Source organism: Streptomyces sp. NPDC058674, assembly GCF_042716505.1.
Taxonomy (GTDB): domain Bacteria; phylum Actinomycetota; class Actinomycetes; order Streptomycetales; family Streptomycetaceae; genus Streptomyces.
This window is the reverse complement of sequence record NZ_JBHXSC010000003.1, coordinates 166,632-188,712: the sequence shown is the minus strand read 5'-3', so window position 1 is coordinate 188,712 and position 22,081 is coordinate 166,632. Positions and strand designations below refer to the sequence as shown.

Genomic DNA, 22,081 nt, shown 5'->3' with positions numbered 1-22,081 from the left:
CGGCCGGCGCCCGCCGGTGCCGCCTCCCCCACCTCCCCTTGGAGCTGCGCATGCGACGTACGTTGATCCTGGCCGCGGCAGCGGCCGCGCTGCTGGTGCCCGCCGGGCCGCTACCCGCCGCCGAGGCCGGGAGCGGGGTCGCGGCGGTCTCCGGCCGCTGGTCCGCCCGCGAGGCGGGGGCATTCTGGACCGCCGAACGGATGGCCACCGCCACACCGCTGCCGACGCCCGGACCAGCCCGCTCGCCCGACTCGTCGGGACCGGCCGGCTCGACGGACCCGGCCGACGGGGCGGGTTCGGGCGGCTCCGCGGGAGCGGCCAGCTGGACGGGGCCGGCCGCCTCGGCGCGACTTGCCGGACCGACAGGACCGACCGGCTCGGCGAGACCGGCCGACGGCGCAGGTTCGGGCGGCCCCACGGGAGCGGGCAGGTGGACGGGGCCGGCCACCTCGGCGCGACCTGCCGGACCGACAGGACCGACCGGCTCGGCGAGACCGGCCGACGGAGCGAGTTCGGGCGACCCCACGGGAGCGGCCAGCTGGACGGGACCGGCCACCTCGGCGCGACCTGCCGGACCGACGGGCCCGGCCGGATCGGACACCGGTCCGGAGCCGGACACCGGTCCGGAGCCGGACACCGGTCCGGAGCCGGACACCGGTCCGGAGCCGGACACCGGTCCGGAGCCGGACGCCGCGCCCGCGCCGGGCGCGATGCCGGCAGCGGCTCCGGTCCCCCCATCGGCCGCCGCACCCGACACCGACCCGGCCGCCGGCCCGGTGCGGGAGCCTGCGCCGGACCCGGGAGGCGCGTCGGCCGCCCCCCTTCCGGCGGAGGTTCCGGCCACGGACCCGTCGGCACCCGCACCCTCGGCGCCCATGCCCTCGGCACCCGCACCGTCGCCGGAGGCGTCCTCGCTCGCCCCGTACCTGCCGGAGGCGGCCGGCCCCGGCGCCGGGCAGGACTTCGGCGGCCTCCCGGTCGTCGGCCGGATGTTCGTCATGAAGGGCGGCGGGGCGTACTTCTGCACCGCCAGCGTCGTCGCCTCCCCGGCCCGCAACCTGGTGCTGAGCGCCGCCCACTGCCTCCTCGGACCGGACTCCCGGCAGGTGGCCTTCGTCCCCCGCTACACACGGGCCGCTCCGCAGCCGTACGGACTGTTCCCCGTCCTGCGGGACGCGGGCGGGCACCCCACGATCTGGATCGACCCGCGCTACCGCTCCCAGGGCCCCGACCGGGCCGCCGCGCTCGACGTCGCCTTCGCCCAGGTCGGCCCGAATGCCCGCGGCGTCCGCGTGCAGGACGCGGTCGGCGGCAACCGCCTCGTCACCGGCGCCGCCTACGCGCAGTCCCGGGTCTCGCTGATCGGGTACCCGGCCTCCACCGCCCGCCCCCGCCTGTGCGTCAACCGCACGACCAGGTTCACCAGTACCGACGCGCGGATTCCCGGATCGTTCCTGCGGATCGACTGCACCGGGTATCCCGGCGGGACCAGCGGCGGCCCGTTCCTGCTCCACCTGGACCCGCGGTCCGGGACGGGTGACGTGATCGGGGTCATCGGCGGCTGGAAGACCGGCGGGGACACGGCCGACACCTCCTACAGCTCCTACTTCGGCGCGGACGTCAGGACGTTGTACGAGAAGGCGGTTGCCGGGGCGAAGGCGGGGTGAGGACCCGGACCCACCGGGTCCGCCGCGGGTTCCCGACCGTACGCGGGGCGGCCGGGAGCCCGTCGGCGCTCAGCGCGTCCGCCGGGGCCAGGCCGAGCCGCCGCCGCAGCTCCGCCAGGGCTGCGTGGACCGGCGCGAGCAGCACCTCCGCTCCCGGATCGGCGTACGCCAGCGCGTGCGCGGTGGTCTCGATCGCCTCAGCCGCGTCCTCGGCGGCGGTACGGCTCCATCCGCCGGGCCCTTCCGAGGTCCAGGCCGCGACGGCGTCGTACAGGTGGCAGGCGGCGTCGGCCGCGGCGTCGGCGCGTTCACCGACGCCCGGCGCCGCGATGGTCGGCAGTTCCATGCCGGGTCGACGAGCGGGGTCCGCCGGGGGAACGACCGCCGTCCGCGTCCGGGTCAGGACGTCACGGCGTCACGCCGCCACGACGTGCAGCCACAGGGGCAGCAGCACCAGGGCCGCGAGCGAGCTCTTGATGACGAGCGAGGCGGAGAGGTCGACGCCCACGTCGTAGCGCTGGGCGAAGACGAACAGGTTCTGCGGGGTCGGCATCGCCGCGATCAGGACCAGGTAGGCGAGCCACTGGCCTCCGACCCCGAGCAGCACCCCGCACACGAACCAGGTCAGCAGGGGGAAGGCCAGGCACTTGAAGCCGATGAGGGCCCACTCCTCGCGCGTGGTGCCGCGCAGGTCGAGGCCCAGGCCGCCGAGGTGGAGGCCCAGGGCGAAGAGGGCCACCGGGGAGGCGCTGTCGCCCACAAAGGCGGCCGCGTCCAGGACGACGGCGGGGACGTGCACCGACAGCAGGTTGAGCAGGATTGCGGCGTTGCACGCCAGGACGAGCGGGGTGGCGAGCGAGGCCCCGACGGCACGGGAGAGCCGCCGGCCGGGGCCGTCCGCTTCGGAGCCCGGCCGGCCCAGCTCCATGAGGGAGATGATCACCAGGGACAGCACGCAGACCTGGAAGAGCAGCACCGGGAAGATCGGGGCGGCCGTCCCGAACACCGTGATGAAGACGGGGACCGCGAAATAGGCGGTGTTCACCTGCACCCCGGCCATCACGCGCAGCGCGACGGCGCGCGGCTCCCGCACCCCGTGGGCGACGGCGGCCAGCACCACCACGGTCACGGCGAGGGCGGCCGCGGTCGCGTAGCCGCCGAGCGCCCGCCAGTCGAAGAGGAGGGCCAGGTCACTGGCGTAGATGTTGCCGAAGAGGTAGCAGGGGACCGCGAAGAGGAATGCGTAGTCGGAGAAGGCCTTCGAGGCCTCGGCCGGGACGGACTTGCGGCGTGCGAGCAGTACTCCGCCGGCGAAGGCCAGCAGCACCGGTACCAGCTTCTCGAGAGCCACCGCCCCCTCCATGCGTCCCCTCCCCCATGATCGGCCGTCGGGCAGCCTATCCGTACGCCGCGTCGGCGGCGTGGGCGCATAGGCTGGGCCGATCATGAGCGACAAAGCCCGCACGCGGCAGCGCAGGTTCCGCGTGAAGAAGCGTGTCCCCTCAGCCGGCTCCCCCGCCGAGTCCGCCGCCGGCTCCACCGCCGAGTCCGGCGCGCGCTCCCCGGCCGGCGCCGTCCGGCGGTCCGGCGCGCCGGGCCGGCTCGCCGTGGCGCTGCGCACGCCCGCCAGGGAGGCGGAGCCCCTGCTGGCGCGGGCGCCCCGGACCTGGCAGCGGCTGCTGCCCTTCGCGGTCCTCGGCACTTTCGTGGTGACGCTGCTGCCGGTCACCATCGCGGTGCTGACCAACGACTACGGGGCGGGCGGCGGCTGGTCGGGCGCGCTGGGGGTCGCGCAGACCGTGCCGCTGCTCCTCGCGGTGACCCGGCCGCTGCCCGCGTGGGTCCTGGTGCTGTCCGCGGACACCCTCGGGGCGGTCCTGCTGATCGGCGCCGGCAGGATCGCGGAGCACAGCTGGCCGTGGACGCCGATGGGCATCGTCGGCTATCTGGCGCTGATGGCCTGCCTGGGGCTGCGCGAGTCCATCCGGACCCTGGTCGGGGTGTGGCTGGTGACCGGCGCGGTCGGGGCGCTGCTCGGCTTCTTCCAGCCGCCGGGGACGATGAACAGCGCCGCGCTGCTCTTCGTGCTCAGCGGAGTCGTGCTGGCGCTGACGGGGGCGGTGCGCGGGCTGGGTGACGCCCAGCAGCGGATCGCCGAACAGGAGAGCGTCAGCGAGGCGGAGCGGGCCCGGCGGACGCTGCTGGAGGAACGGGCCCGGATCGCGCGGGAGTTGCACGACGTGGTGGCGCACCACATGTCGGTGATCACCGTGCAGGCGGACTCCGCGCCGTACCGGCTTCCGGGCATGGCGGACGATGTCCGGGAGGAGTTCGCAGCGATCGCGGCCGGCGCGCGCGAGTCGCTGGGCGAGATGCGACGGCTGCTGACCGTGCTGCGCGGGGACGGTACGAACGGCCCGGACGGCGAGCGGGCCCCGCAGCCGGGGATCGACCGGCTCCAGCAGCTGGTGGAGGCGACCGTGCGGGCCGGCCAGCCGGTGGAGTTGTCCCTGGCGGCGGGTGCGGCCGCGGCGGCGCCGCCCGCCGTGGACCTGTCGGCGTACCGGATCGTCCAGGAGGCCCTCGCCAACGTGGTGCGGCACGCGCCCGGTGCCCGGACCAGGGTGTCGGTGACCGTCGACGCGGACGAGGTGCTCGTGCTGGTGGTGAACGGTCCGCCCGAGGGGGTCGTGGTGGCGCTGGAGACCTCGGGGACGGGCCACGGCCTGGTGGGCATGCGGGAGCGCGTACGGTTGACCGGCGGGACGCTGGACACCGGTCCGCTGCCCGACGGCGGCTTCCGGGTCGCCGCCCGCCTGCCGCTGAACACCCCGAGCGAGGACACCAGTTGACCATCCGCGTGATCATCGTCGACGACCAGGCCATGGTGCGTGCGGGCTTCGCCGCCCTGCTGTCGGCGCAGGCCGACATCGACGTGGTGGGCGAGGCCCCCGACGGGCGGGAGGGGGTGCGGGTGTCCCGCTCCACGCACCCCGACGTGGTGCTGATGGATGTGCGGATGCCGGAGATGGACGGGCTGACGGCCGCCCGGGAACTCCTCGACCCGCCGCGCGGGGTGGTGCACCGGCCGAAGGTGCTGATGCTGACGACCTTCGACATCGACGACTACGTGTACGAGGCGCTGCGCGCCGGCGCCTCGGGCTTCCTCCTGAAGGACGCGCCGCCGGCCGACCTGATCGCGGCGGTCCGGGTGGTCGCCTCGGGGGAGGCCCTGCTCGCGCCGTCGGTGACCCGGCGGCTGATCGCCGACTTCGTCCGGCGGCGGCCCGCTCCGCGCAAGGACCCGGCGCTGCGGCTGAACGGACTGACCCCGCGTGAGACCGAGGTACTGGAGCTGATAGCGCGCGGGCTGTCCAACCAGGAGATCGCCGGGCACCTGGTGCTGGCGGAGCAGACGGTCAAGACGCACATCGGCCGGGTGCTGGCCAAGCTCGACCTGCGGGACCGGGCCCAAGCGGTCGTCTTCGCGTACGAGGCGGGCCTGGTGCGGCCGGGCGACACGGGCTGACCCCCGCCCCCGCGCCTCCTCCACCCCCTACCGGGGTATGACGGCCCACTTGGCTCCACGGTCCGACGTGCCGGACGGCACCTCCTTCCTACCTTCCTCCTCGTCACGAGGAGAGGAGAAGGGGCATGCGCCGTTTCGGAAGGACGATGGCCACGGCCGCGCTGGCGGCGGTGGTCGTCGCGGCTACGGCGGGGTGGGCCTCGGGCGACAGCCAGCAGGCGGTCACCGGCCCGCCGCCGGGGACGGCCGCCTGGCTGGCCGACACGGTGTCCGGCCGCCCGCTGCCCGATCCGGCGGACGCGACGCCGGGCGAGGTGGCCCGGTTCTTCGGCGGGCTGGACGCCGGCGCCCGGCGGGAACTCCTGCGGTCCCACCCGCTGGTGGTGGGCAGTCTGGACGGAGCACCGCTCTCCCTGCGGTACGAGGCCAACCGGGCCGCCGTCCTCGCCACGGGTGACGCGCGGTACGCCTCCCTCGCCGCGCCGGGCCGGCAGATCCTGGCCTTCGACCCGCGGGGCCGGGGGCAGGTCGCCGAGGTGTTCGGCGACCTGGGACGCGCGGCCCACGTCGCGGTGGTCGTGCCGGGGTCGGACAATGACGCGGCCACCCACGACGGCAGGCGCGAGCCGCACACCGGTCCCGCCGGCATGGCCCGGACGCTGCGGGACGCGGCCGGCGGGGACACCGCCGTGATCGCCTGGACCGGCTACACCACACCGGTCGGGGTGGGCCTGGACTCGGCCGTCGGCACGCTGGCGGAGGCCGGGGCGGTCCGACTGGCCCGGTTCACCGCGGGACTCGACGCGGTCGGTGCGCCCGACCCGGTGCTCTACTGCCACAGCTACGGCTCGGTGGTCTGCGGCCTCGCTGCCCGGCGCACGGACGCCTCGGACATCGTGGTCTTCGGCTCCCCCGGCATGCGCGCCGGCGCCGCGGCCGAACTGCGCACCGGGGCCCGCCTCTGGGCGGCGCGGGGTCCCTCCGACTGGATCGCCGACGTACCGAACGTGGAGTTCGCCGGACTCGGCCACGGCGCCGACCCGTCGGGTGCGGCCTTCGGCTCCCGCCGGATATCCGCCACCGACGTCCGGGGCCACACCGGCTACTTCGCACCCGGCACCCGCACCCTGGCGGCCTTCGCCGCGATCGTGAAGGGAGAGCTCCGATGAGCGCGCTCGCGACGCTCCGCCGGACGGCCGACCGCATCGACCGGCAGACGCCCGCCCACCGCGACCGGGCGGTCGACGGACTGCGCGCCCTGGCGCTGGTGGCCGTACCCACCGGGCACTGGCTGCTCGGCGGGTTCACCCTCGACGCGGACGGCGCCCTGCACAACGCCAGTCCGCTCTCCGCCTTCGGCGCTCTCGCGCCGGCCAGTTGGATCCTCCAGATGCTGGGCGTCTTCTTCCTCGTCGGCGGGTACGCGTCGGCGCTGTCGTACGGGCGCCGCACGGGCTCGACGGCGTCCTGGCTGAAGGGGCGGGCCGTCCGGCTGGGGCGCCCGGTGCTCGGGGTCACCGCGGTGTGGGCGCTGGCGGCGCCGGTCCTGTACGCGGCCGGGGTGCCGGAGGCGACGCTGCGGACCGCGGCGACGCTCGTGGTCCAGCCCCTGTGGTTCGTCGGGGTGTACGCGGTGGTCACCGCGCTGACCCCGTACTGCGTGCGGGCGGCGCACCGCCTCGGCGGATGGGCGGCGGCCCCCCTGTTGGCATCGGTCGCGGCGGTGGACTTCCTGCGGTACGGGCCGTTCGCCGACTCGGTGCCCTCCTGGCTGTCGCTGCTGAACATCCTGCCGGGCTGGCTGTTCGCGTACCAGCTCGGCGTCTCCTGGGGCGAGGGGCGCGTCGGGCGGCGCGGCGGATGGCTGCTGCTGGCCGGCGGGACCGCGCTGTTCGCGGTGCTGCTGGTGGTCTTCCACTACCCGGCGTCGATGGTGGGGGTGCCGGGTGCCCCGCGCACCAACTCGCACCCGCCGTCGCTGCTGGTGCTGGCCCTGGCGGCCGGGCAGTCGGGGGCGGCGGTCCTGCTGCGCGACCGGCTGGCGCGGCTGCTGGCCCGGCCGGCGCTGTGGGGGCCGGTGGTCGTGGTCAACCTGTGTGCGATGACCGTCCTGTGCTGGCACCAGACGGCGATGCTGGCGGCGGCCGTTCCCGGCTCGTTCGCGGGGGCGGTGGCCGGGTTGACGACGGCGCCGGACAGCCTGGGCTGGATCGCGGCGCGGCTGGCGTGGATGCCGGTCTTCGCGGTACTGCTCGTCGTGATCGCCCGGTACGCGCGCCGGTTCGAGAGCGCTCCGCGACCCGGCCGCAAGGGCGCGGCCGTGCGCCGGACGGTGGCGGGGGTCCTGGCGGCGGGGTTCGCGGTGTTCGCTCTGGGTCTGGCCTGATCGGCCGTCAGGCGATCGAGGCCGCGACGATGGCGGCGACGGCCAGGTTGCAGCTGGCGGTGACCCAGACGGCCGGGTGGGGCTCGGGGTCGACCACGATGGCCCCGAGCTTGCCCGGCGTCACCAGGTCGAGCACCAGGAAGGCCACGGCCATCAGGACCAGGCCGAGCACACCGAAGGCCGCGGTCGACATCAGGCCCTTGCCGAAGTCGTCGTAGGTGGTCCAGATCGAGGTGAAGACGATGCCGCCGATGCCCAGGAGAGCCGAGCTGAGCATGACCGCCGCGTTGCGGTTGCGCTCCTCCCAGATCTGCTTGGGGAGCTTCCCGGGCGTCAGCACGTCGACGAGGACGATGCCGAGGATCAGCAGCACCAGGCCGAGGGCGCCGTAGGCGCTGGTGCGGCCGAGACCGTTGATGATGTCGCTCATGGGAAGCCTGTCTCCGCGTGGTTGGGAAGGACGTGCCGTGGGGAGGCTGGGCGAATCTATCGCACACCCGTGTCACCGACCACGGGGAGGTCGGTACACGGTAGTGGTCTGAGGGCTGCGCGGGCGGCCGTTCAGGCCGCGGCGCCGACCGGTCCGGTGATGAGGTCGGGTCTGGCGGCGGGGTCCAGGGGCTCCTGGGACGACGACGCCCGGTTCCCGGCCGCGTGCGCGCCGGTACCGACCGGGAGCCGCCAACATCCCTCACGCGAACAGGGGTTCGCGACACGGACGGGCGGTCCCGGACCGATCCCTTGACCTGGAGTTCGGTTGAGGTCCTAGCGTGCGGGTCATGGACATGGAAGTCACCGCCTGGACCTCGCTCCACAGCGCGATCAACGCCCAGCAGGACCGTCGCCCCTTCTCCAAGGAGGCCTTGGGCCGCATCGCCGCCTTCGCCCGCCCGCACCGCCGCGGCCTCACCCTCTTCCTCCTGCTCAGCGTCGTGGGGGCGCTGCTGGCGGTGGCCACTCCGGTGCTCGCCAGCCGGATCGTGGACGCCATCGTGGCCGGCCGCGAGGGCGGTACGGTCACCCGGCTCGCCCTCCTCATCGCCTTGATCGCGGTGGCCGAGGCCGGTCTGGGGCTGCTCACCCGCAGGCTCTCCGCCACCCTCGGCGAGGGGCTGATCCTCGACCTGCGCACCGCGGTCTTCGACCACGTGCAGCGGATGCCGGTCGCCTTCTTCACCAGGACCCGGACCGGGGCCCTGGTCAGCCGGCTGAACAACGACGTCATCGGGGCCCAGCGGGCGTTCAGCAACACCCTGTCGGGGGTGGTCGCCAACACCGTGACCCTGGTCCTGACCCTCGTGGTGATGCTCAGCATCTCCTGGCAGATCACGCTGCTGGCGCTGGTCCTGCTGCCCGTCTTCGTGCTGCCGGCCCGCCGGATGGGGGCCAGGATGGCCGCCATGCAGCGCGAGGCGTCCACGCTGAACGCCTCGATGGGCACCCAGATGACCGAGCGGTTCTCCGCACCCGGCGCGACCCTGGTCAAGCTCTTCGGACGGCCCTCCGACGAGTCCGCCGAGTTCGCGGCGCGGGCGCGGCGGGTGCGGGACATCGGCATCCGTACGGCGATGGCCCAGTCGGCCTTCATCACGGCCCTCACCCTCGTGTCCGCGCTGGCCCTCGCGCTCGTCTACGGGCTCGGCGGCCACTACGCGCTGCGCGGGACCCTGGACGCCGGTTCCGTGGTGGCCCTCGCCCTGCTCCTGACCCGGTTGTACGCCCCGCTCACCTCGCTGGCCGGGGCCCGCGTCGAGGTGATGAGCGCCATGGTGAGCTTCGAGCGGGTCTTCGAGATCCTCGACCTGAAGCCGTTGATCGCCGAGAAGCCGGACGCCCGCCGGGTGCCGGAGGGGCCGGTGTCCGTGGAGTTCGACCGGGTCAGCTTCGGCTACCCCTCCGCCGACAAGGTCTCGCTCGCCTCCCTGGAGGAGGTCGCCACCCTCGACGCCCGGGGCGGCACCGAAGTGCTGCACGAGGTGTCCTTCCTCGCCGAACCGGGTCAGATGATCGCCCTGGTCGGCTCCTCCGGCGCCGGCAAGTCGACCATCGCCCAGTTGCTGCCGCGGCTGTACGACGCCGACGCGGGCGCGGTACGGCTGGGCGGGATCGACGTACGGGACCTGACGGCCGACTCGATCCGCGACACCCTCGGCATGGTGACCCAGGACGGGCACCTCTTCCATGAGTCGGTGCGGGCCAACCTGCTGCTGGCCCGGCCGGGGGCGGCTGAGGCCGAGATCTGGGAGGCCCTGCGGCGCGCCCGCCTGGACGGGCTGGTGGCCTCGCTCCCGGAGGGGCTGGACACGGTCGTCGGGGAGCGGGGGTACCGGCTGTCGGGCGGTGAACGGCAGCGGCTGACCATCGCGCGGCTGCTGTTGGCCCGGCAGCAGGTGGTGATCCTCGACGAGGCCACGGCGCACCTGGACTCCACCTCGGAGGCGGCGGTGCAGGAGGCGCTGGGCGAGGCCCTGGCGGGGCGGACCGCGGTGGTCATCGCGCACCGGTTGTCGACCGTGCAGGCCGCGGATCTCATCCTGGTCGTCGAGGACGGCCGGATCGTGGAGCGCGGTACGCACGCCGGACTGCTTGCGGCGGGGGGACGGTACGAGGAGTTGTACCGCACCCAGTTCGCGCAGGCGCCGGCCGGTTCGGGCGGCGCGGGGGCGGTCTCCGGAGCATGATGGCCGACGGACCGCCTTCGCCTGCCGAAGCCGCCGCACAGCCGCCGCACCTGTCCGACCGCCGAGTCTGGAGCTCCTGATGGACATCAAGCTGGAACTGGTCGCCGTCCCCGTCACCGACGTCGACCGCGCCAAGGCCTTCTACGAGAAGATCGGATTCAACGCCGACCACGACGTCACCGTGAGCGAGGACATCCGCTTCGTCCAACTGACCCCGCCGGGCTCGGCCTGCTCGATCGCCGTGGGCAGGGGACTCACCAGGATGGTCCCGGGCTCGCTGGACAACCTGCAGGTGGTCGTGGGCGACATCGAGGAGGCGTACGCCGACCTCAGGGCCCGGGGCATCGAGGTCACGGAGATCCAGGACATGCCCTGGGGGTCGTTCGTCTACTTCTCGGACCCGGACGGCAACGGCTGGGCGGTCCAGCAGACCACCCCGCGCAAGGCGGCGGACCCCGCGTAGGGGCCGGTCTGCGGGCAGCCGCCCGGGGTGCCCGGGAGACCGATCCGCCGATGCTGCTTCGTTCCCCGGTCGGTGGGCACACTCCACGGAGCCCGCCGCATCAGGGCACCTGGCCGCCGCAGGTCAGGACCGGCCAGGAACGAGGAGGAACCCCATGGCACAGTACCGTCGGTCCGCTCGGCACGAGCCCGTCGACCCCGACACCGCGGAGCGGGACCGCGCCACCGCGGACCGGGACCGCGACGCCTTCGCGGCCGGCGATGCGAACGAGCTCCTCGACGAGGACGGCAAGGCGGTCCTGGAGGGCCGGGGCGCCCCCCTCAAGGACCTCCATCCCGAGCAGGTGGGCAAGTAGGGAGAGGCCGGACATGTCGACCGCATCGACGCCAGCGGACCGGTCCGTGCCGTGGTGGACGAGGGGGCGCGCGGCCCTGTCCGCGCTCCGGCCGCCGGGGCAGGGGGCTCGGCTCCTGGAGAAGGCCCTGGCCGTCGTCACCGGCGTCGGGCGGCGCCCCTTCACCGGCGGCGGGGTCCGCGCGGTCTGTGAGGCGGCCGGCGGGTACCGGTCGTACTCCGGCGGGCCCGGCGGCGCCGTCCCGGCCGACCCGGCCGGGCCCGGCCGCGCGGACGACGTCCCGGGCGGCGCCGACCGCCGTGAGCGGGCCGACCGGACGGTCGCCTCCCGCGCCACCGGCCCCGACGACCTCGCCTCGCTGCTGGAGATGCTGGACCTACGGCACGGACGGGACGGCAAGGCGCCGCAGGAGGGGCCCTGGCGGGGCCGGTCAGGCGGGTGACACCGGTCGGCGGCCCCATACGGTGAGCATGCCGGGGCCGAGTTCGGCAAGCCGGGGCGAGACCAGGTAGGCGAGGGCCTCGTCGAGGGTGGCGGCGTCCAGGCGCCCCGGCGCCAGCAGGTCGGACCGCATCCGCTGCAAGGTGTCGACCCAGAAGCCGGCGAGCGGGGCCCCGGGGGTGAGCGGCGGGCACACCAGCTCCGCGGCGACCTCCTCCAACCCTGCGGCGCGCAGGGTGTGGGGGTGGGAGCGGACGGCGGCGATGTCGGTGCCGATGGTCTCCCCGAGGGTGCGCCACATCGTGTCGAGGGTGCGCCGGTAGGCGGACCCGGTGTCGGCGGGGTCGGGGACGTCGGCCGCGTCGCTGAGGACGAGGTGCCCGCCCGGGTTGAGCAGTTCGACCAGGCGGCTGACCAGCGCGCGGCGTCCGGGAAGGTGCATCAGTACGAAACGGGCGTGGATCAGGTCGAATGTGCCCAGTCCCGGCTCGTCCGCGAGGTGGGCGAGGTCGGCCTCCAGCACCCGCAGCCGTGGCCCGGCGAGGGGGGTCAGACGGCTGGTGTCGCGGTCCAGGGCGACGACCTCGTCGACCCCGGCCTCCTGCGCGAGCCAGCGGGCGACGGTACCGGTGCCCGCGCCGACATCCAGGCAGCGCACGCCGGGGCCGGCGCCGAGGGCGCTCAGGCGCCGCCGGGTGTACGGGTCGTAGACGACCGCGGCGTGGTCGATCCGCTCCCCCTCCCCGGGCTGTTCGGGGCGGAAGAGGGTCTCACCGTAGCGGCCGGCGCCGGGCTCCTCCGGTACCGCTTCCTCGGACGCTCGTGCCACCGTCGCCTCCTTGCGTCGGGGCTCCTCGGCGGCCCTCTCCCAGGGTGGCCCGTCGCGTGGCGGGGTACCGCAATTGGGCCGGGCGGCGGCGCGTCCCCGCCGGGTCCCGGGCACGGGCCACCGCGCGGGCCGGTGGGGACTGCCGCCGGTCCGTCGCGGGTCCCCGGGGGAACGGCCCGCCAGGCCCCGGGGCGACGGTCGCGGGGGGCCAGGGCAACAGCCGCGGGGGCTCAGGGCAACGGCCGCGGGCCCCGCCGGACCGGAGTCCGGCGGGGCCCGCGGCGTCGGGATCGGGCGGGGCGCCGGGGGGGCGCCCGCGGGTTCAGACGAGAGGGCCGCCCAACGGGCCCATGCCGCCGTAGTACTTCGTGATCTCACCGCGGTAGCCGGGGTCGCCGAGGTGGTGGGCCCGGTGGAACTCCGGGGCCGCCTTGATCTGCTCCTTGGTGCGGTCCACGTAGACCGTGCGCGACTCGTGGGCGATGCCGGTGACCGTGCCGGCGGGGAGCAGGACCTCCTTGCCGAAGATCCACACTCCGGTGTCCACGACGAGGTAGGCGTCGGAGACGGCCACCGAGTGCTTGTCGACCTTGCCGATGCTTCCGTCGACCGCTTCCACCGAGTAGCCGATCAGGTCCTCCCCGGTGGGGTCGACGATGCCGGATCGGTAGGCCCACATGTCGTCGTTCACGATCAGTCCTCCTCGACGTGGAGAGGCGTTCCGGGATGCCGGCCCGCTGCCGCCGTCCCCGCGCTTCCTGCCGGTCCGGTTGCCCCCGCCGCCGTCGATCATGCGCAGCGGCCCTCCGGGCGGCCGCGTGTCACGGAGGCGGGCGCCCGTACGGGGACCCGGGTACGGGCGGGGGACGCGAGCGCGTTCGCCGAGATGCCGGACGGCGCAGCGCCGGTCCGGCACGGCACGGCACGCCGCCCTTGCCCCCGCGATTACCTGAGGAGCCACTTCGCGGTCAGCTCCATCACCTGGGCCCGGCTGCGGCCGCTGTGGTCGGCGGCGATGAAGTGGCTGCCGATGCGGAGCGAGAACACGATCAGGCAGCGGACCTCGACGTCGTCCTCGTCCGAGCAGAACGAGCCGAACAGTGTGCGGAGGTAGTCCATGCGCCGGTTGTCGACACGGCGCAGCCGCTGCGCGACCGCCTCCTCGCGCCGGGCCCAGTCGCGGACCGCGAGCTCGACCACGGTGCCCGTCACGGGCGCGCCGTCGATCGCGGCGACGAGCGTGAACAGCCGTCCCAGCTTGGCCCTCGCGTCCCCGCCGCCGCTCTCGACCTGCTCGATCACTCCGTCGGCCGCCTCGTGCTCCCACGTGTCCAGCATCTCCCCGAGCAGGGCGTCCCGGTTGCGGAAGTATCCGTAGAAGCCCCCCTTGCTCACGCCGAGGGCCTGCGCCAGCGCCTCGATCCGGACGGCCTCCGGGCCGCCGGCCGAGAGCGCCCGCAGTCCTTCCTCGATCCACTTGCCGCGCGGTGTGCGGTTCGCGCCCATGGTGTGCCTCCCCTGCCGCCGCCCTGTCTATACGGCGCCGTATAGATGAGCTAGCATCGGTTTATACGGCATCGTATAGACAGGGGCACGCTGATGAGACTCCCCAAGACCGCGCACACCTCCCGTCCCTGGCGGATCCACGAGATCGCCGGCGACTTCACGGTCGAGGACGTGTGGGCGCTACCGACCCCCGGCGGCCCCGACGACCTCGCGCGCCTGGTGCGCCAGTTCGCGAACGACGACCGGGCGGCCGGGACGCCCCTCTCCTCGCCCGTACCGCGGATGCTGTTCGCGGTCCGGTGGAAGCTCGGGAAGCTGTTCGGCTGGGACAGCCCGGACTCCGGGATCGGTTCCCGGGTCCGGACGCTCCGGGACCGGTTGCCGGCGGACCTCCGCGACGGCCCCCGGGGGCCCGACCTGCGTACCGCTCCGTTCACGTCCGTCTACCAGACCCATGACGAATGGGCGGCGGAGACGGCCAACCGCACGGTGCACGGGGTGTTGCACATCAGCTGGGTCCCGGACGGGGCCGGCGGCCACCGCGGCCAGATGGCCGTGTTGACGAAGCCCAACGGAGCCCTCGGCTCCCTCTACCTGGCGGGCATCAAGCCCTTCCGGTACCTCGGGGTCTACCCGGCACTGATCCGGGCGATCGGAGCCGAGTGGCGGGCAGGCGGAGCGCCGGCCGCGTAGCGGCAGCCGACGGGGCTCCGAGTCGCCTCCCGGCGTGCGGGGACGCAGGATGGTGCGGGTGATGACGGTCTTGGTGGTCGGCGTGCCCGAGGGCGAACCGCTGGAGCTGCTGCGCTCCGGCATCCAGCGCAACCCGCACTTCCGGGTCGTGTCCCACGCCCACGACGCCGCCGTCGCACTCGCGCACGCCCGCGTCCTCCTGCCCGACATCACCGTCCTCACCCTGCCCGCGGGGCTCGACGGCCTCGACGCGGACCCGGAGGTCCTCGGCGTGTTCCACGGGGTGCGCGCGCTGGACCCCCGGGCGGGGTGGTCCTGCGGACCGCGGCCGGCCGGGTGCCCCGCGCGGTGTCCGCCCTCGCGGTCGACGGGGCCGTCCACATCGTGCGCGAGGGAGACTCCGATGCCCTGATGCGGGCCCTGCGCACGATCGGACTGCGCCGCGCCAGCTGCGACCCGGACGAGATGCCCTGACCCCGGCGTACGCCGTCCCGGATGCCCCAAACCCCCCGCGCCCAGGCCACGGGCCCGCCCGCGTACCGCCTGCGGACCACCGCCGGACCGGCGTTGCACCGCCCGCCCCTCGTTAGGCTTCCGCCGTGAACGACACCACACACGGCATACGCACCAGACCGGGCAGTCTGGCCGACGCACCCGCGATTCTGGACATGCTCGACGGCGCGGTGATCTGGATGAACCAGCGTGGCAACACCCAGCAATGGGGCACGACGCCGTATTCGCGGAAGCCCGGCGGGGTGGCACGGGTCGAGGGGTACACCACCGCGAACGCCCCGTTCATCGCGGAGCTGGACGGCACACCCGTCGGGGCCCTGGTGCTGGACACCGGCCCCAGCCCGCAGATGCCCATCGCACCTGCGGACGAGCCCGAGCGGTACGTCCGGCTGCTGGTCAGCGATCGGCGGTACGCCGGCCGGGGCATCGGGGCGGCGCTCTTGGAGCGTGCCGTCGAAGAGACCAGGCAGGCAGGAGTGGAGCTGCTGCGGGTCGACTGCTGGGCGGGCGGCGGGGGCGAATTGGTCGCGTACTACGAGCGCAACGGTTTCACGCCGGCCGAACCGTTTCTGTCCGGTGCATGGCCGGGTCAAGTGCTGACCCGACGCGTCGCCTGACGGTACGGGCGCCGGCTTCGTCGTCCCGGTCCGCGTGGCGGAGGGAGCGGACGGCCACCGTCGCAGCGTCCACTGCGGCCACCGCGTCGTCCGGGTCCGCCTGTGGCGGTGGTTTCACCTGTGGCGTGGCGTCATGCCACATGCCTGCGCCCCGGCCCGTCCGTTGCAGGATCGGCACGGGCCAGGGGGAGGCACGGCGTCAGTTGCCGGCGTCCTGGTTGAAGCGGTTCGCGCAGTCCTGCCGCTCCGGCTCCGTCTGGGCGTTGTTCATGCAGGACCGCAGGTCCTTGCCCGCGTCGGAGTTGAGGATGGACACCCCGACGGCGATCAGGATTCCGGCGATGACCACGGTCACGGCGCCCAGCACCACGCCGCCGATGGCCATGCCGCGGCCACCGGCGCCGCCGCGGGCTCTGCGGAGTGCGGCTACGCCCAGGCCGATGGCCACGAGTGCCAGCGGGATGCCCACGAACCACAGCCACAGCAGGAGCAGGGACGCGATACCGGTGATCAGTGCGGCCACGGCGAGGCCGTTGCGCCCGGAGGCGGGCGCGGGGGCGGAGGCGGGCGCGGGGTGAGCGCCTGCACCGGCGCCTTCCGGAGAGCGGTACGCGTCGGACATGGGGCGGTCCCTTCGTGGAGCGACTGGTGGGCAACTGCTCTGCGAAGCAGCGATGTTCAGCCCGTCTGCCACGTCCCTGCCACCGCAAACCCCCGGCTCCCGGAGCCGACGGCCCGACGAGCCGAACCGTCGGCGCCGGGGGAGGCACGACGGACGCCCTCCGCGGGAAGCGGAGGGCGTCGTACCCCGACACCGGCCGGGATACGGCGCCTTCGGGCGGGACGGGCGGGTCGGGCGGGTCGGGCGGAACGGGTGGGCGCGGGAGGCACCCTGCCGCGCCCGCCCCCCTCCGGCTACTTCGGATCGCGGTTGAAGACCGCCTTCGACCAGCAGTACCCGAGCGCCGAGAGCGCCACGCACCAGGCGATCGCGAGCCACCCGTTGTGGCCGATCTCGCTGCCGAGCAGCAGCCCGCGCAGGGTCTCGATGGCCGGAGTGAAGGGCTGGTACTGGGCGATCGGCTGGAACCAGCCCGGCATCGCCTCGACCGGGACGAAGGCGCTGGAGATCAACGGCAGGACGATCAGCGGCAGCGCGTTGTTGCTGGCCGCCTCGGCGTTCGGGCTGACCATGCCCATCCCGACGGCGATCCAGGTGAGCGCCAGGGCGACGAGGGCGAGCAGTCCCAAGGCGGCGAGCCACTCCAGGGCCGTGGCGTTCGTGGAGCGGAAGCCGATGGCCACGGCGACGACGCCCACGAGGACGACGCTCAGGACCGACTGGAGCACGCTGCCGACGACGTGCCCGATGAGCACGGACCCGCGGTGGATCGCCATCGTGCGGAAGCGGGCGATGATGCCCTCGGTCATGTCGTTGGAGACGGACACGGCGGTCCCGACCACGGTGCCGCCGATGGTCATCATCACGATGCCCGGTACGACGTAGGCGATGTACTCGGAGCGGTCTGCTCCGCCTCCGCCGATGCCCGCGCTCATCACGTCGCCGAAGACGTAGACGAAGAGGAGCAGCAGGACGATCGGCGTGAGGAGGAGGTTCAGGGTGAGGGACGGGTAGCGCCGCGCGTGCAGCAGGTTGCGGCGCAACATCGTGGTCGAGTCGCGCACGGCGAGGGAGAGGGAGCTCATCGGAGGTCCTCCTTGCGTAGGTCGGAGCCGCCGGTCAGGGCGAAGAACACGTCGTCGAGGTCGGGGGTGTGCACGGTCAGTTCGTCGGCCTCGACGCCGGCGGAGTCCAGCCGGTCGAGGATGGAGCGCAGCTCGCGCTGAGTGCCGTCGCTGGGGATCTGCAGGGCCAGTGCCTCGTCGTCCCGGGTGACGGCACCCAGGGCGTGGGCGGCGTTCCGGTACGCGTCCGGATCGGCGAAGCGGAGCCGGACGTGCCCGCCGGGGATCAGCCGCTTCAGCTCTTCCGCGGTGCCCTGGGCTGCGATCCTGCCGTCGTTGAGCACGGCGATGCGGTCGGCGAGCTGGTCGGCCTCCTCCAGGTACTGGGTGGTGAGGAAGACGGTGACGCCGTCGGAGACCAGCGCGCGGATGATCTGCCACATGTTGTGGCGGGAGCGCGGGTCGAGGCCGGTGGTGGGTTCGTCGAGGAAGATGATCCGCGGGTTGCCGACCAGGGTCATGGCGAGGTCGAGGCGGCGCTTCATGCCGCCGGAGTAGGTCGAGGCGGGCTTGCGCGCCGCCCCGGTGAGGTCGAAGCGCGCCAGCAGCTCGGTGGCGGTGCGGCGGCCCTCGCTCTTGGACAGGTGGTGCAGGTCCGCCATGAGGAGCATGTTCTCCTCCCCGGTGATCAGGCCGTCGACGGCGGAGAACTGGCCGGTGACGCCGATCGCGGCGCGCACCCCGTCCGGTGAGGTGGCGATGTCGTGGCCCGCGACTTGGGCCTGCCCGCCGTCGGCGGAGATGAGGGTGGAGAGGATCTGCACGGTGGTGGTCTTGCCGGCGCCGTTGGGCCCCAGGAGCGCGAAGACCGACCCGGCCGGGATGTGCAGATCGATGCCGTCCAGCACGGTCTTGTCGCCGTACGACTTGCGCAGACCGACGGCGGAGACGGCGGCGGGCGGCTGCGGACGGCCCCGCCTTGGCGTGGGCATGACAGAAGAAGGCATGGGCCCTCCCGTTCGGAGGCTGAAGGGATCGGAATGGGGGTGTGGGCGAGGGGGGGTGTGCGGGGTCGCGCGGCCGGTTCAGGCCTGGGCGCGGCGCACGTCGATGTTGCCGTAGCGGGTCCGGGCGCGGACCTTGACGGTGTCCTCGGACTTCTCCGGCGCGTCGGAGGCGGTGAGGGTGTTGCGGACCTGCCCGTGGTCGGAGTTGGCGTCGAGCCAGGCGGCGGTGCCCGCACGGATACCGACCTCGATGGCGCCGTACGAGGTCTCCAACTGGACGGTGCCGCGCGCGACTTCGGCGACGCGAAGGGTGCCGTGGGCGGTGGTGGCGGCCACCGACCCCTCGGCGCGCGCGATGTCGATGTCGCCGTTGGCGCCGCTCACCCGCAGGTCGCCGGTCGCGGCGCCGACGGTCGTGGTCCCGTGCGAGTTCTTCAGGACGGCGGAGCCGTCGACGACGCCGACGCGCAGGCTGCCGGAGCTGGTGCTGATCTCGGCCGGGCCCTCGACCCGGTCGACGGTGATCGAGCCGTGGGAGGCGATCAGGTGGAGCGGTCCGGTCGTGGCGAGGCGGACGTCACCGGACGAGGTCTTCACGCGGACCTCGCCGAGCCGGCCCTCGCCGAGCACCTGGGCCCAGGCACCGGTCATGTCGACGCGCGAGCCCGTGGGCAGTTCGACCGTCACGTCGACGGTGCCGGTCCTCCCGAAGAGGTAGCGCTGTTTGGGTGTCCTGACGGTCAGGACACCGCCGGCGTACGTGACCTCGGTCTGCTCGGCGGACCGCACGTCCTGGTCCCGCTTCGGGTCGCGGGGCCGCACCTCGACGACCGTGTCGGGGCGGTCTCCCGCGGTGAACCGGATGGAGCCGGCGTCCACGTGGGCGGTGGCCGAGATGGGCTCGGGAGTGTCGAAAGAAGGCATGGCTGTACCGTCCTCGTGAGTCCTCGGGTCGTCCCCGCTGGTGGGACGTGGGGTGGAGTGAAGGGGGCGGGCGGTGCGGGCGCGGCGAGACCGCCTAGCGCACCCAGCCCGTGAAGCTCTGCCCGATGGTGCGGGTGCGCTCGGTGGTACGCGGAGCGGCACCGCCGTCGACCGCGGCCGACACGGCCCGCACCAGCCAGGCGTTGACCGACAGCCCCTCACGGCTCGCGGCCTCCTCGGCGCGCGCCTTGAGCTGGGCCGACATGCGCAGGTTGACGCGTGCGGTACCGCCCTCGTCCCCGTCGGCGGAAGCCTGCACCCTCGGCGGTTCGAGGGGCGCGACCGGTTCGGTGCGACCGCCGTGCTCGGGCGGCAGCGTCACGACGAAGTCGGGGTCGGTCCCCCGCAGCCGTACGTCGACCGAACCGGGGGCGAGCTCGCGGGTGACCTCGTCCATCGCGGCGGAGAGCACGTTGAGCATCGTCAGACGCGTCGCCGCCTCCAGTGGAGCGGTGAGCCGCTCGGCCAGCGCACGAGCATCTTCCCCGCCGGCCTCGGCGGCCACCGCAAGCTCGCGGCGGAGGTTGTCGACATACGGGGTGAGGTCCATGACGCCATCATGGCACCACCTTGGCACCATCCGCAAGCATTCTGGCTTCCCCCATGGGGGCGGATGCACTGCCACCGGCCCTGACCTGCGCATATGCCCCGAACATCGCGCACACCATCATGGCACCGCACGTGTCTGCGCCCCCTACCGCATGCGCACTGGCTCCGCATGGCACCACCTGGTGCCACGTAGCGCTGAACCGCCGGGACCGATCACGTCACCTCGGGTCGTCTCACCAGCCTCCGGCGACCCGCCCCGCCTCACGGTGGTCCGGCGCAGCCCTGGAAGCCGGGCCGTCGGTCAGGCTCGCCGACGGGGCGCTTCGGGTGCCCAGACGCCGCCGAACAGCGCAAGTTCCAGCAGATCCGGGCTTGCCTCAGGCCACCCGATGCCGGAGGCGGCAAGCTGGTCGGCAGCCGCTGTGATCCAGCGCAGGTACACCCCGTAGCGATGGGACGTCCAGGCACCGTTCGACCACGTCCAGGCCGCAAGAGTCGGCGCCGCCACCAGTCCGGCATCCAGCCCGACCCGCGCGGCATGGGCGCGCACGGCGCGTGCCACCCTCCGGTCCAGGATCAGCGCACGCGGGGCGGGGCCGTCCTGCACCAAGTCCAGGAAGTAGAGGAACTTGGTGAAGAACGCTGGCCCCAAACCTGGTATCGCGTCGCACAGAACGCGGTATGCGTCGGTTGCGCCAGCCGCCTTGAGGGCCGCGGCGGCCGCGGCCAGCACATCATCGACAGCGGACTGGGCCAGAACCGCCCTGAGGCGGTGCGGGCCGTAACCCGTTCTGCCTTGGCCCCATACGTACGAGGCGACGAGCAATGCGGACCACTCCCCGCCCTCCGCCGCTCGTCGCGCAACTGCCACTACCTCGGCACGGCTGAGCATCGCCGCTTCGGCGTGCGACCGAACAGCAAGCTGCTCGGGCCACGGCTCGACGTTCGACCAGCGGCTCGGCACGTACTCCACGGCATGACCGCCGATGCCGGCCCTGTACCGTGCGCCGAGTCCGGACAGCCACCTCTCCATGTCGCGCACCGCTGCGGCGGGCAGTGGACGGTTCAGCAGTTCGGCGTCCAACGCATCCGCGAGTTCCTGTCGGCTCACCGTCGCCCTCCCCCAAGGTTCGCCGCCATCGAACCACAGTGGCCACGAGAGGTTAGACCGACGGTCCGCACCGAACGGTTTCAGCAATTGGCCTCCTTCGACGCCGACAGCAGTCACCTCAAGAGCGAAGTGGCGTGGGCTGACGCTGCCGGCCGCGCACACACCGGGCGTGGCGCCGGACCCCCGCAGCCTGGATCTCACGGCCGCGGAACCCTCCCGGGACGGTGTCGCGGACGGCCGGAGGACGCCGCGCCCGGCCGGTCCCGGGTCACCGGGTGCACCTCCCGGTGATCAGGTGATCAGGCCCGTAGGGCTGCCGGGCTCCCCTCGGCGGGCGCGAGCCCCGCCTGGAGCGCCTCGGCCGTCTTGGGCCGGGGCGGCTCGAAGCCCTTGGCGATGAGACGGACGGCCAGCGCCAGCTCCCAGGCGAAGACCGGGACGGCCAGGGCCCCGCCGGGGAGCGAGACCTGCGCGTAGGCCCCGAACATCACGGCCACCGCGGAGGCGCAGATCAGCGGTCCCCCGATCAGCCCCAGCACCGCGATGGGCCGCGGGACGAGCCGGGAGCGGTACAACATGTACGCGAGCAGTGCCGTGTTGAGACCCAGGGCGACGTTCGGCCCGAGCAGGAACGCCCAGTCGTGCAGGGCCACCAGGGCGCGGTCGGCCCCCGCGGCACCGCCACCGGTGGCGGGTTCGGCGCCCGGGGCCCCCGCCGCTTCCTGCCGCAGCGTCACCAGCGTGAGGACGCAGAGGACCCCGACGGCGATGACCGCGGCTTCCAGGAGGCGGAGGCAGGCGTACCCGAGCGCCATCCCCTCGTGCCGCCTCCTGACGACGGGAAACAGCACGACTCCGGTACCGATGACGGCGGTCGCCAGCGCCAGTTCGCACAGCGCCCCGAAGTACGCCGAGGTGGCGGCGCCGGGACCGAGGGTTCCCGCCGCCCCGTCCAGGACGGGTTGATAGAGGGCCAGCCCCGCGATCGCCGCGACCTCGGTCACCAGGAACAGCACGCCCGCGGCCACCGCGGTCCTTCTGTCTGAGCTCATTGTCGGTCCTTT

General features: G+C 73.9%; 25 protein-coding genes. 12 read left to right on the top strand and 13 right to left on the bottom strand.

Going from position 1 to position 22,081, the window contains the following annotated elements; genetic code table 11:
• The first annotated feature begins 875 nt into the window (after positions 1-875).
• The gene (locus ACFWU6_RS03195; protein WP_383978015.1) at positions 876-1,667 is read left to right on the top strand and encodes a trypsin-like peptidase domain-containing protein; all 792 of its coding nucleotides are present in this window, start codon (positions 876-878) and stop codon (positions 1,665-1,667) included.
• Here the strand turns inward: ACFWU6_RS03195 and ACFWU6_RS03190 are convergent.
• Positions 1,621-2,013 carry a hypothetical protein gene (locus ACFWU6_RS03190; RefSeq protein ID WP_383978013.1) on the bottom strand — a complete coding sequence of 131 codons (393 nt, stop codon included), beginning with the start codon at positions 2,011-2,013 and terminating at the stop codon, positions 1,621-1,623. The two genes, ACFWU6_RS03195 and ACFWU6_RS03190, sit on opposite strands and share 47 nt — an antisense overlap.
• Positions 2,014-2,082: 69 nt before the next feature.
• Complete coding sequence (locus tag ACFWU6_RS03185) at positions 2,083-3,018, bottom strand: AEC family transporter (RefSeq protein ID WP_383978011.1); 936 nt, start codon at positions 3,016-3,018, stop codon at positions 2,083-2,085.
• A gap of 94 nt (positions 3,019-3,112) precedes the next feature.
• Between ACFWU6_RS03185 and ACFWU6_RS03180 the strand changes: the two genes are divergently transcribed.
• From ACFWU6_RS03180 to ACFWU6_RS03165, 4 genes are all read left to right on the top strand, one after another.
• A complete protein-coding gene (locus ACFWU6_RS03180; RefSeq protein ID WP_383978008.1) occupies positions 3,113-4,519 on the top strand; it encodes a sensor histidine kinase in 1,407 nt (468 codons plus the stop codon).
• Positions 4,516-5,196 carry a response regulator gene (locus tag ACFWU6_RS03175; RefSeq protein ID WP_383804623.1) on the top strand — a complete coding sequence of 227 codons (681 nt, stop codon included), beginning with the start codon at positions 4,516-4,518 and terminating at the stop codon, positions 5,194-5,196. The genes ACFWU6_RS03180 and ACFWU6_RS03175 overlap by 4 nt, the downstream gene beginning before the upstream one ends.
• A gap of 125 nt (positions 5,197-5,321) precedes the next feature.
• Positions 5,322-6,365, top strand: coding sequence for an alpha/beta hydrolase (locus ACFWU6_RS03170; protein ID WP_383978005.1), 1,044 nt, complete (start codon positions 5,322-5,324; stop codon positions 6,363-6,365).
• Positions 6,362-7,582 carry an acyltransferase gene (locus ACFWU6_RS03165; protein ID WP_383978002.1) on the top strand — a complete coding sequence of 407 codons (1,221 nt, stop codon included), beginning with the start codon at positions 6,362-6,364 and terminating at the stop codon, positions 7,580-7,582. Before ACFWU6_RS03170 ends, ACFWU6_RS03165 begins: the two co-directional genes overlap by 4 nt.
• A gap of 7 nt (positions 7,583-7,589) precedes the next feature.
• Here ACFWU6_RS03165 and ACFWU6_RS03160 read toward each other — a convergent pair whose 3' ends face one another.
• Positions 7,590-8,012 carry a DUF350 domain-containing protein gene (locus ACFWU6_RS03160; RefSeq protein ID WP_383804618.1) on the bottom strand — a complete coding sequence of 141 codons (423 nt, stop codon included), beginning with the start codon at positions 8,010-8,012 and terminating at the stop codon, positions 7,590-7,592.
• A gap of 349 nt (positions 8,013-8,361) precedes the next feature.
• Between ACFWU6_RS03160 and ACFWU6_RS03155 the strand changes: the two genes are divergently transcribed.
• From ACFWU6_RS03155 to ACFWU6_RS03140, 4 genes are all read left to right on the top strand, one after another.
• On the top strand, positions 8,362-10,263 hold the full coding sequence (locus ACFWU6_RS03155; RefSeq protein ID WP_383978000.1) for an ABC transporter ATP-binding protein: 1,902 nt from the start codon (positions 8,362-8,364) through the stop codon (positions 10,261-10,263).
• A 79-nt stretch (positions 10,264-10,342) separates the two neighbouring features.
• The gene (locus ACFWU6_RS03150; protein ID WP_383804615.1) at positions 10,343-10,726 is read left to right on the top strand and encodes a VOC family protein; all 384 of its coding nucleotides are present in this window, start codon (positions 10,343-10,345) and stop codon (positions 10,724-10,726) included.
• Positions 10,727-10,880: 154 nt separating this feature from the next.
• Positions 10,881-11,081 carry a hypothetical protein gene (locus ACFWU6_RS03145; RefSeq protein ID WP_383977996.1) on the top strand — a complete coding sequence of 67 codons (201 nt, stop codon included), beginning with the start codon at positions 10,881-10,883 and terminating at the stop codon, positions 11,079-11,081.
• Between the two features lie 13 nt (positions 11,082-11,094).
• Positions 11,095-11,523 (top strand): hypothetical protein, encoded by a 429-nt coding sequence (locus ACFWU6_RS03140; RefSeq protein WP_383977993.1) that lies wholly within the window; start codon positions 11,095-11,097, stop codon positions 11,521-11,523.
• On the opposite strand, the gene ACFWU6_RS03135 is transcribed toward ACFWU6_RS03140, so the two are convergent.
• From ACFWU6_RS03135 to ACFWU6_RS03125, 3 genes are all read right to left on the bottom strand, one after another.
• Positions 11,512-12,351 (bottom strand): class I SAM-dependent methyltransferase, encoded by an 840-nt coding sequence (locus ACFWU6_RS03135; protein WP_383977990.1) that lies wholly within the window; start codon positions 12,349-12,351, stop codon positions 11,512-11,514. The two genes, ACFWU6_RS03140 and ACFWU6_RS03135, sit on opposite strands and share 12 nt — an antisense overlap.
• 322 nt (positions 12,352-12,673) lie before the next feature.
• The gene (locus ACFWU6_RS03130) at positions 12,674-13,042 is read right to left on the bottom strand and encodes a PRC-barrel domain containing protein (RefSeq protein ID WP_383811827.1); all 369 of its coding nucleotides are present in this window, start codon (positions 13,040-13,042) and stop codon (positions 12,674-12,676) included.
• Between the two features lie 254 nt (positions 13,043-13,296).
• On the bottom strand, positions 13,297-13,857 hold the full coding sequence (locus tag ACFWU6_RS03125) for a TetR/AcrR family transcriptional regulator (protein WP_383977987.1): 561 nt from the start codon (positions 13,855-13,857) through the stop codon (positions 13,297-13,299).
• Between the two features lie 93 nt (positions 13,858-13,950).
• Here ACFWU6_RS03125 and ACFWU6_RS03120 point away from each other — a divergent pair, with 93 nt between their 5' ends.
• From ACFWU6_RS03120 to ACFWU6_RS03110, 3 genes are all read left to right on the top strand, one after another.
• On the top strand, positions 13,951-14,550 hold the full coding sequence (locus tag ACFWU6_RS03120) for a DUF2867 domain-containing protein (protein ID WP_383977984.1): 600 nt from the start codon (positions 13,951-13,953) through the stop codon (positions 14,548-14,550).
• Between the two features lie 61 nt (positions 14,551-14,611).
• Positions 14,612-14,962, top strand: coding sequence for a hypothetical protein (locus ACFWU6_RS03115; protein WP_383977981.1), 351 nt, complete (start codon positions 14,612-14,614; stop codon positions 14,960-14,962).
• Positions 14,963-15,149: 187 nt separating this feature from the next.
• Positions 15,150-15,680: a GNAT family N-acetyltransferase gene (locus ACFWU6_RS03110; protein WP_383977978.1), complete on the top strand. Its 531-nt coding sequence runs from the start codon at positions 15,150-15,152 to the stop codon at positions 15,678-15,680.
• Between the two features lie 199 nt (positions 15,681-15,879).
• Here ACFWU6_RS03110 and ACFWU6_RS03105 read toward each other — a convergent pair whose 3' ends face one another.
• The 7 genes from ACFWU6_RS03105 to ACFWU6_RS03075 form a co-directional block, all read right to left on the bottom strand.
• Positions 15,880-16,302 carry a DUF4190 domain-containing protein gene (locus tag ACFWU6_RS03105; protein WP_383977975.1) on the bottom strand — a complete coding sequence of 141 codons (423 nt, stop codon included), beginning with the start codon at positions 16,300-16,302 and terminating at the stop codon, positions 15,880-15,882.
• 293 nt (positions 16,303-16,595) lie between these two features.
• Positions 16,596-17,387 carry an ABC transporter permease gene (locus ACFWU6_RS03100; protein WP_383977972.1) on the bottom strand — a complete coding sequence of 264 codons (792 nt, stop codon included), beginning with the start codon at positions 17,385-17,387 and terminating at the stop codon, positions 16,596-16,598.
• Positions 17,384-18,373 carry an ATP-binding cassette domain-containing protein gene (locus ACFWU6_RS03095; RefSeq protein ID WP_383977969.1) on the bottom strand — a complete coding sequence of 330 codons (990 nt, stop codon included), beginning with the start codon at positions 18,371-18,373 and terminating at the stop codon, positions 17,384-17,386. Before ACFWU6_RS03095 ends, ACFWU6_RS03100 begins: the two co-directional genes overlap by 4 nt.
• A gap of 78 nt (positions 18,374-18,451) precedes the next feature.
• On the bottom strand, positions 18,452-19,297 hold the full coding sequence (locus ACFWU6_RS03090) for a DUF4097 domain-containing protein (protein ID WP_383811849.1): 846 nt from the start codon (positions 19,295-19,297) through the stop codon (positions 18,452-18,454).
• 94 nt (positions 19,298-19,391) lie between these two features.
• Entirely contained in the window at positions 19,392-19,907 is a 516-nt protein-coding gene (locus tag ACFWU6_RS03085) for a hypothetical protein (RefSeq protein WP_383977966.1), read from the bottom strand.
• Between the two features lie 300 nt (positions 19,908-20,207).
• Complete coding sequence (locus tag ACFWU6_RS03080; protein WP_383977964.1) at positions 20,208-21,017, bottom strand: hypothetical protein; 810 nt, start codon at positions 21,015-21,017, stop codon at positions 20,208-20,210.
• A gap of 299 nt (positions 21,018-21,316) precedes the next feature.
• Positions 21,317-22,069 carry a DUF4386 domain-containing protein gene (locus ACFWU6_RS03075; RefSeq protein ID WP_383977961.1) on the bottom strand — a complete coding sequence of 251 codons (753 nt, stop codon included), beginning with the start codon at positions 22,067-22,069 and terminating at the stop codon, positions 21,317-21,319.
• Positions 22,070-22,081: the final 12 nt, after the last annotated feature.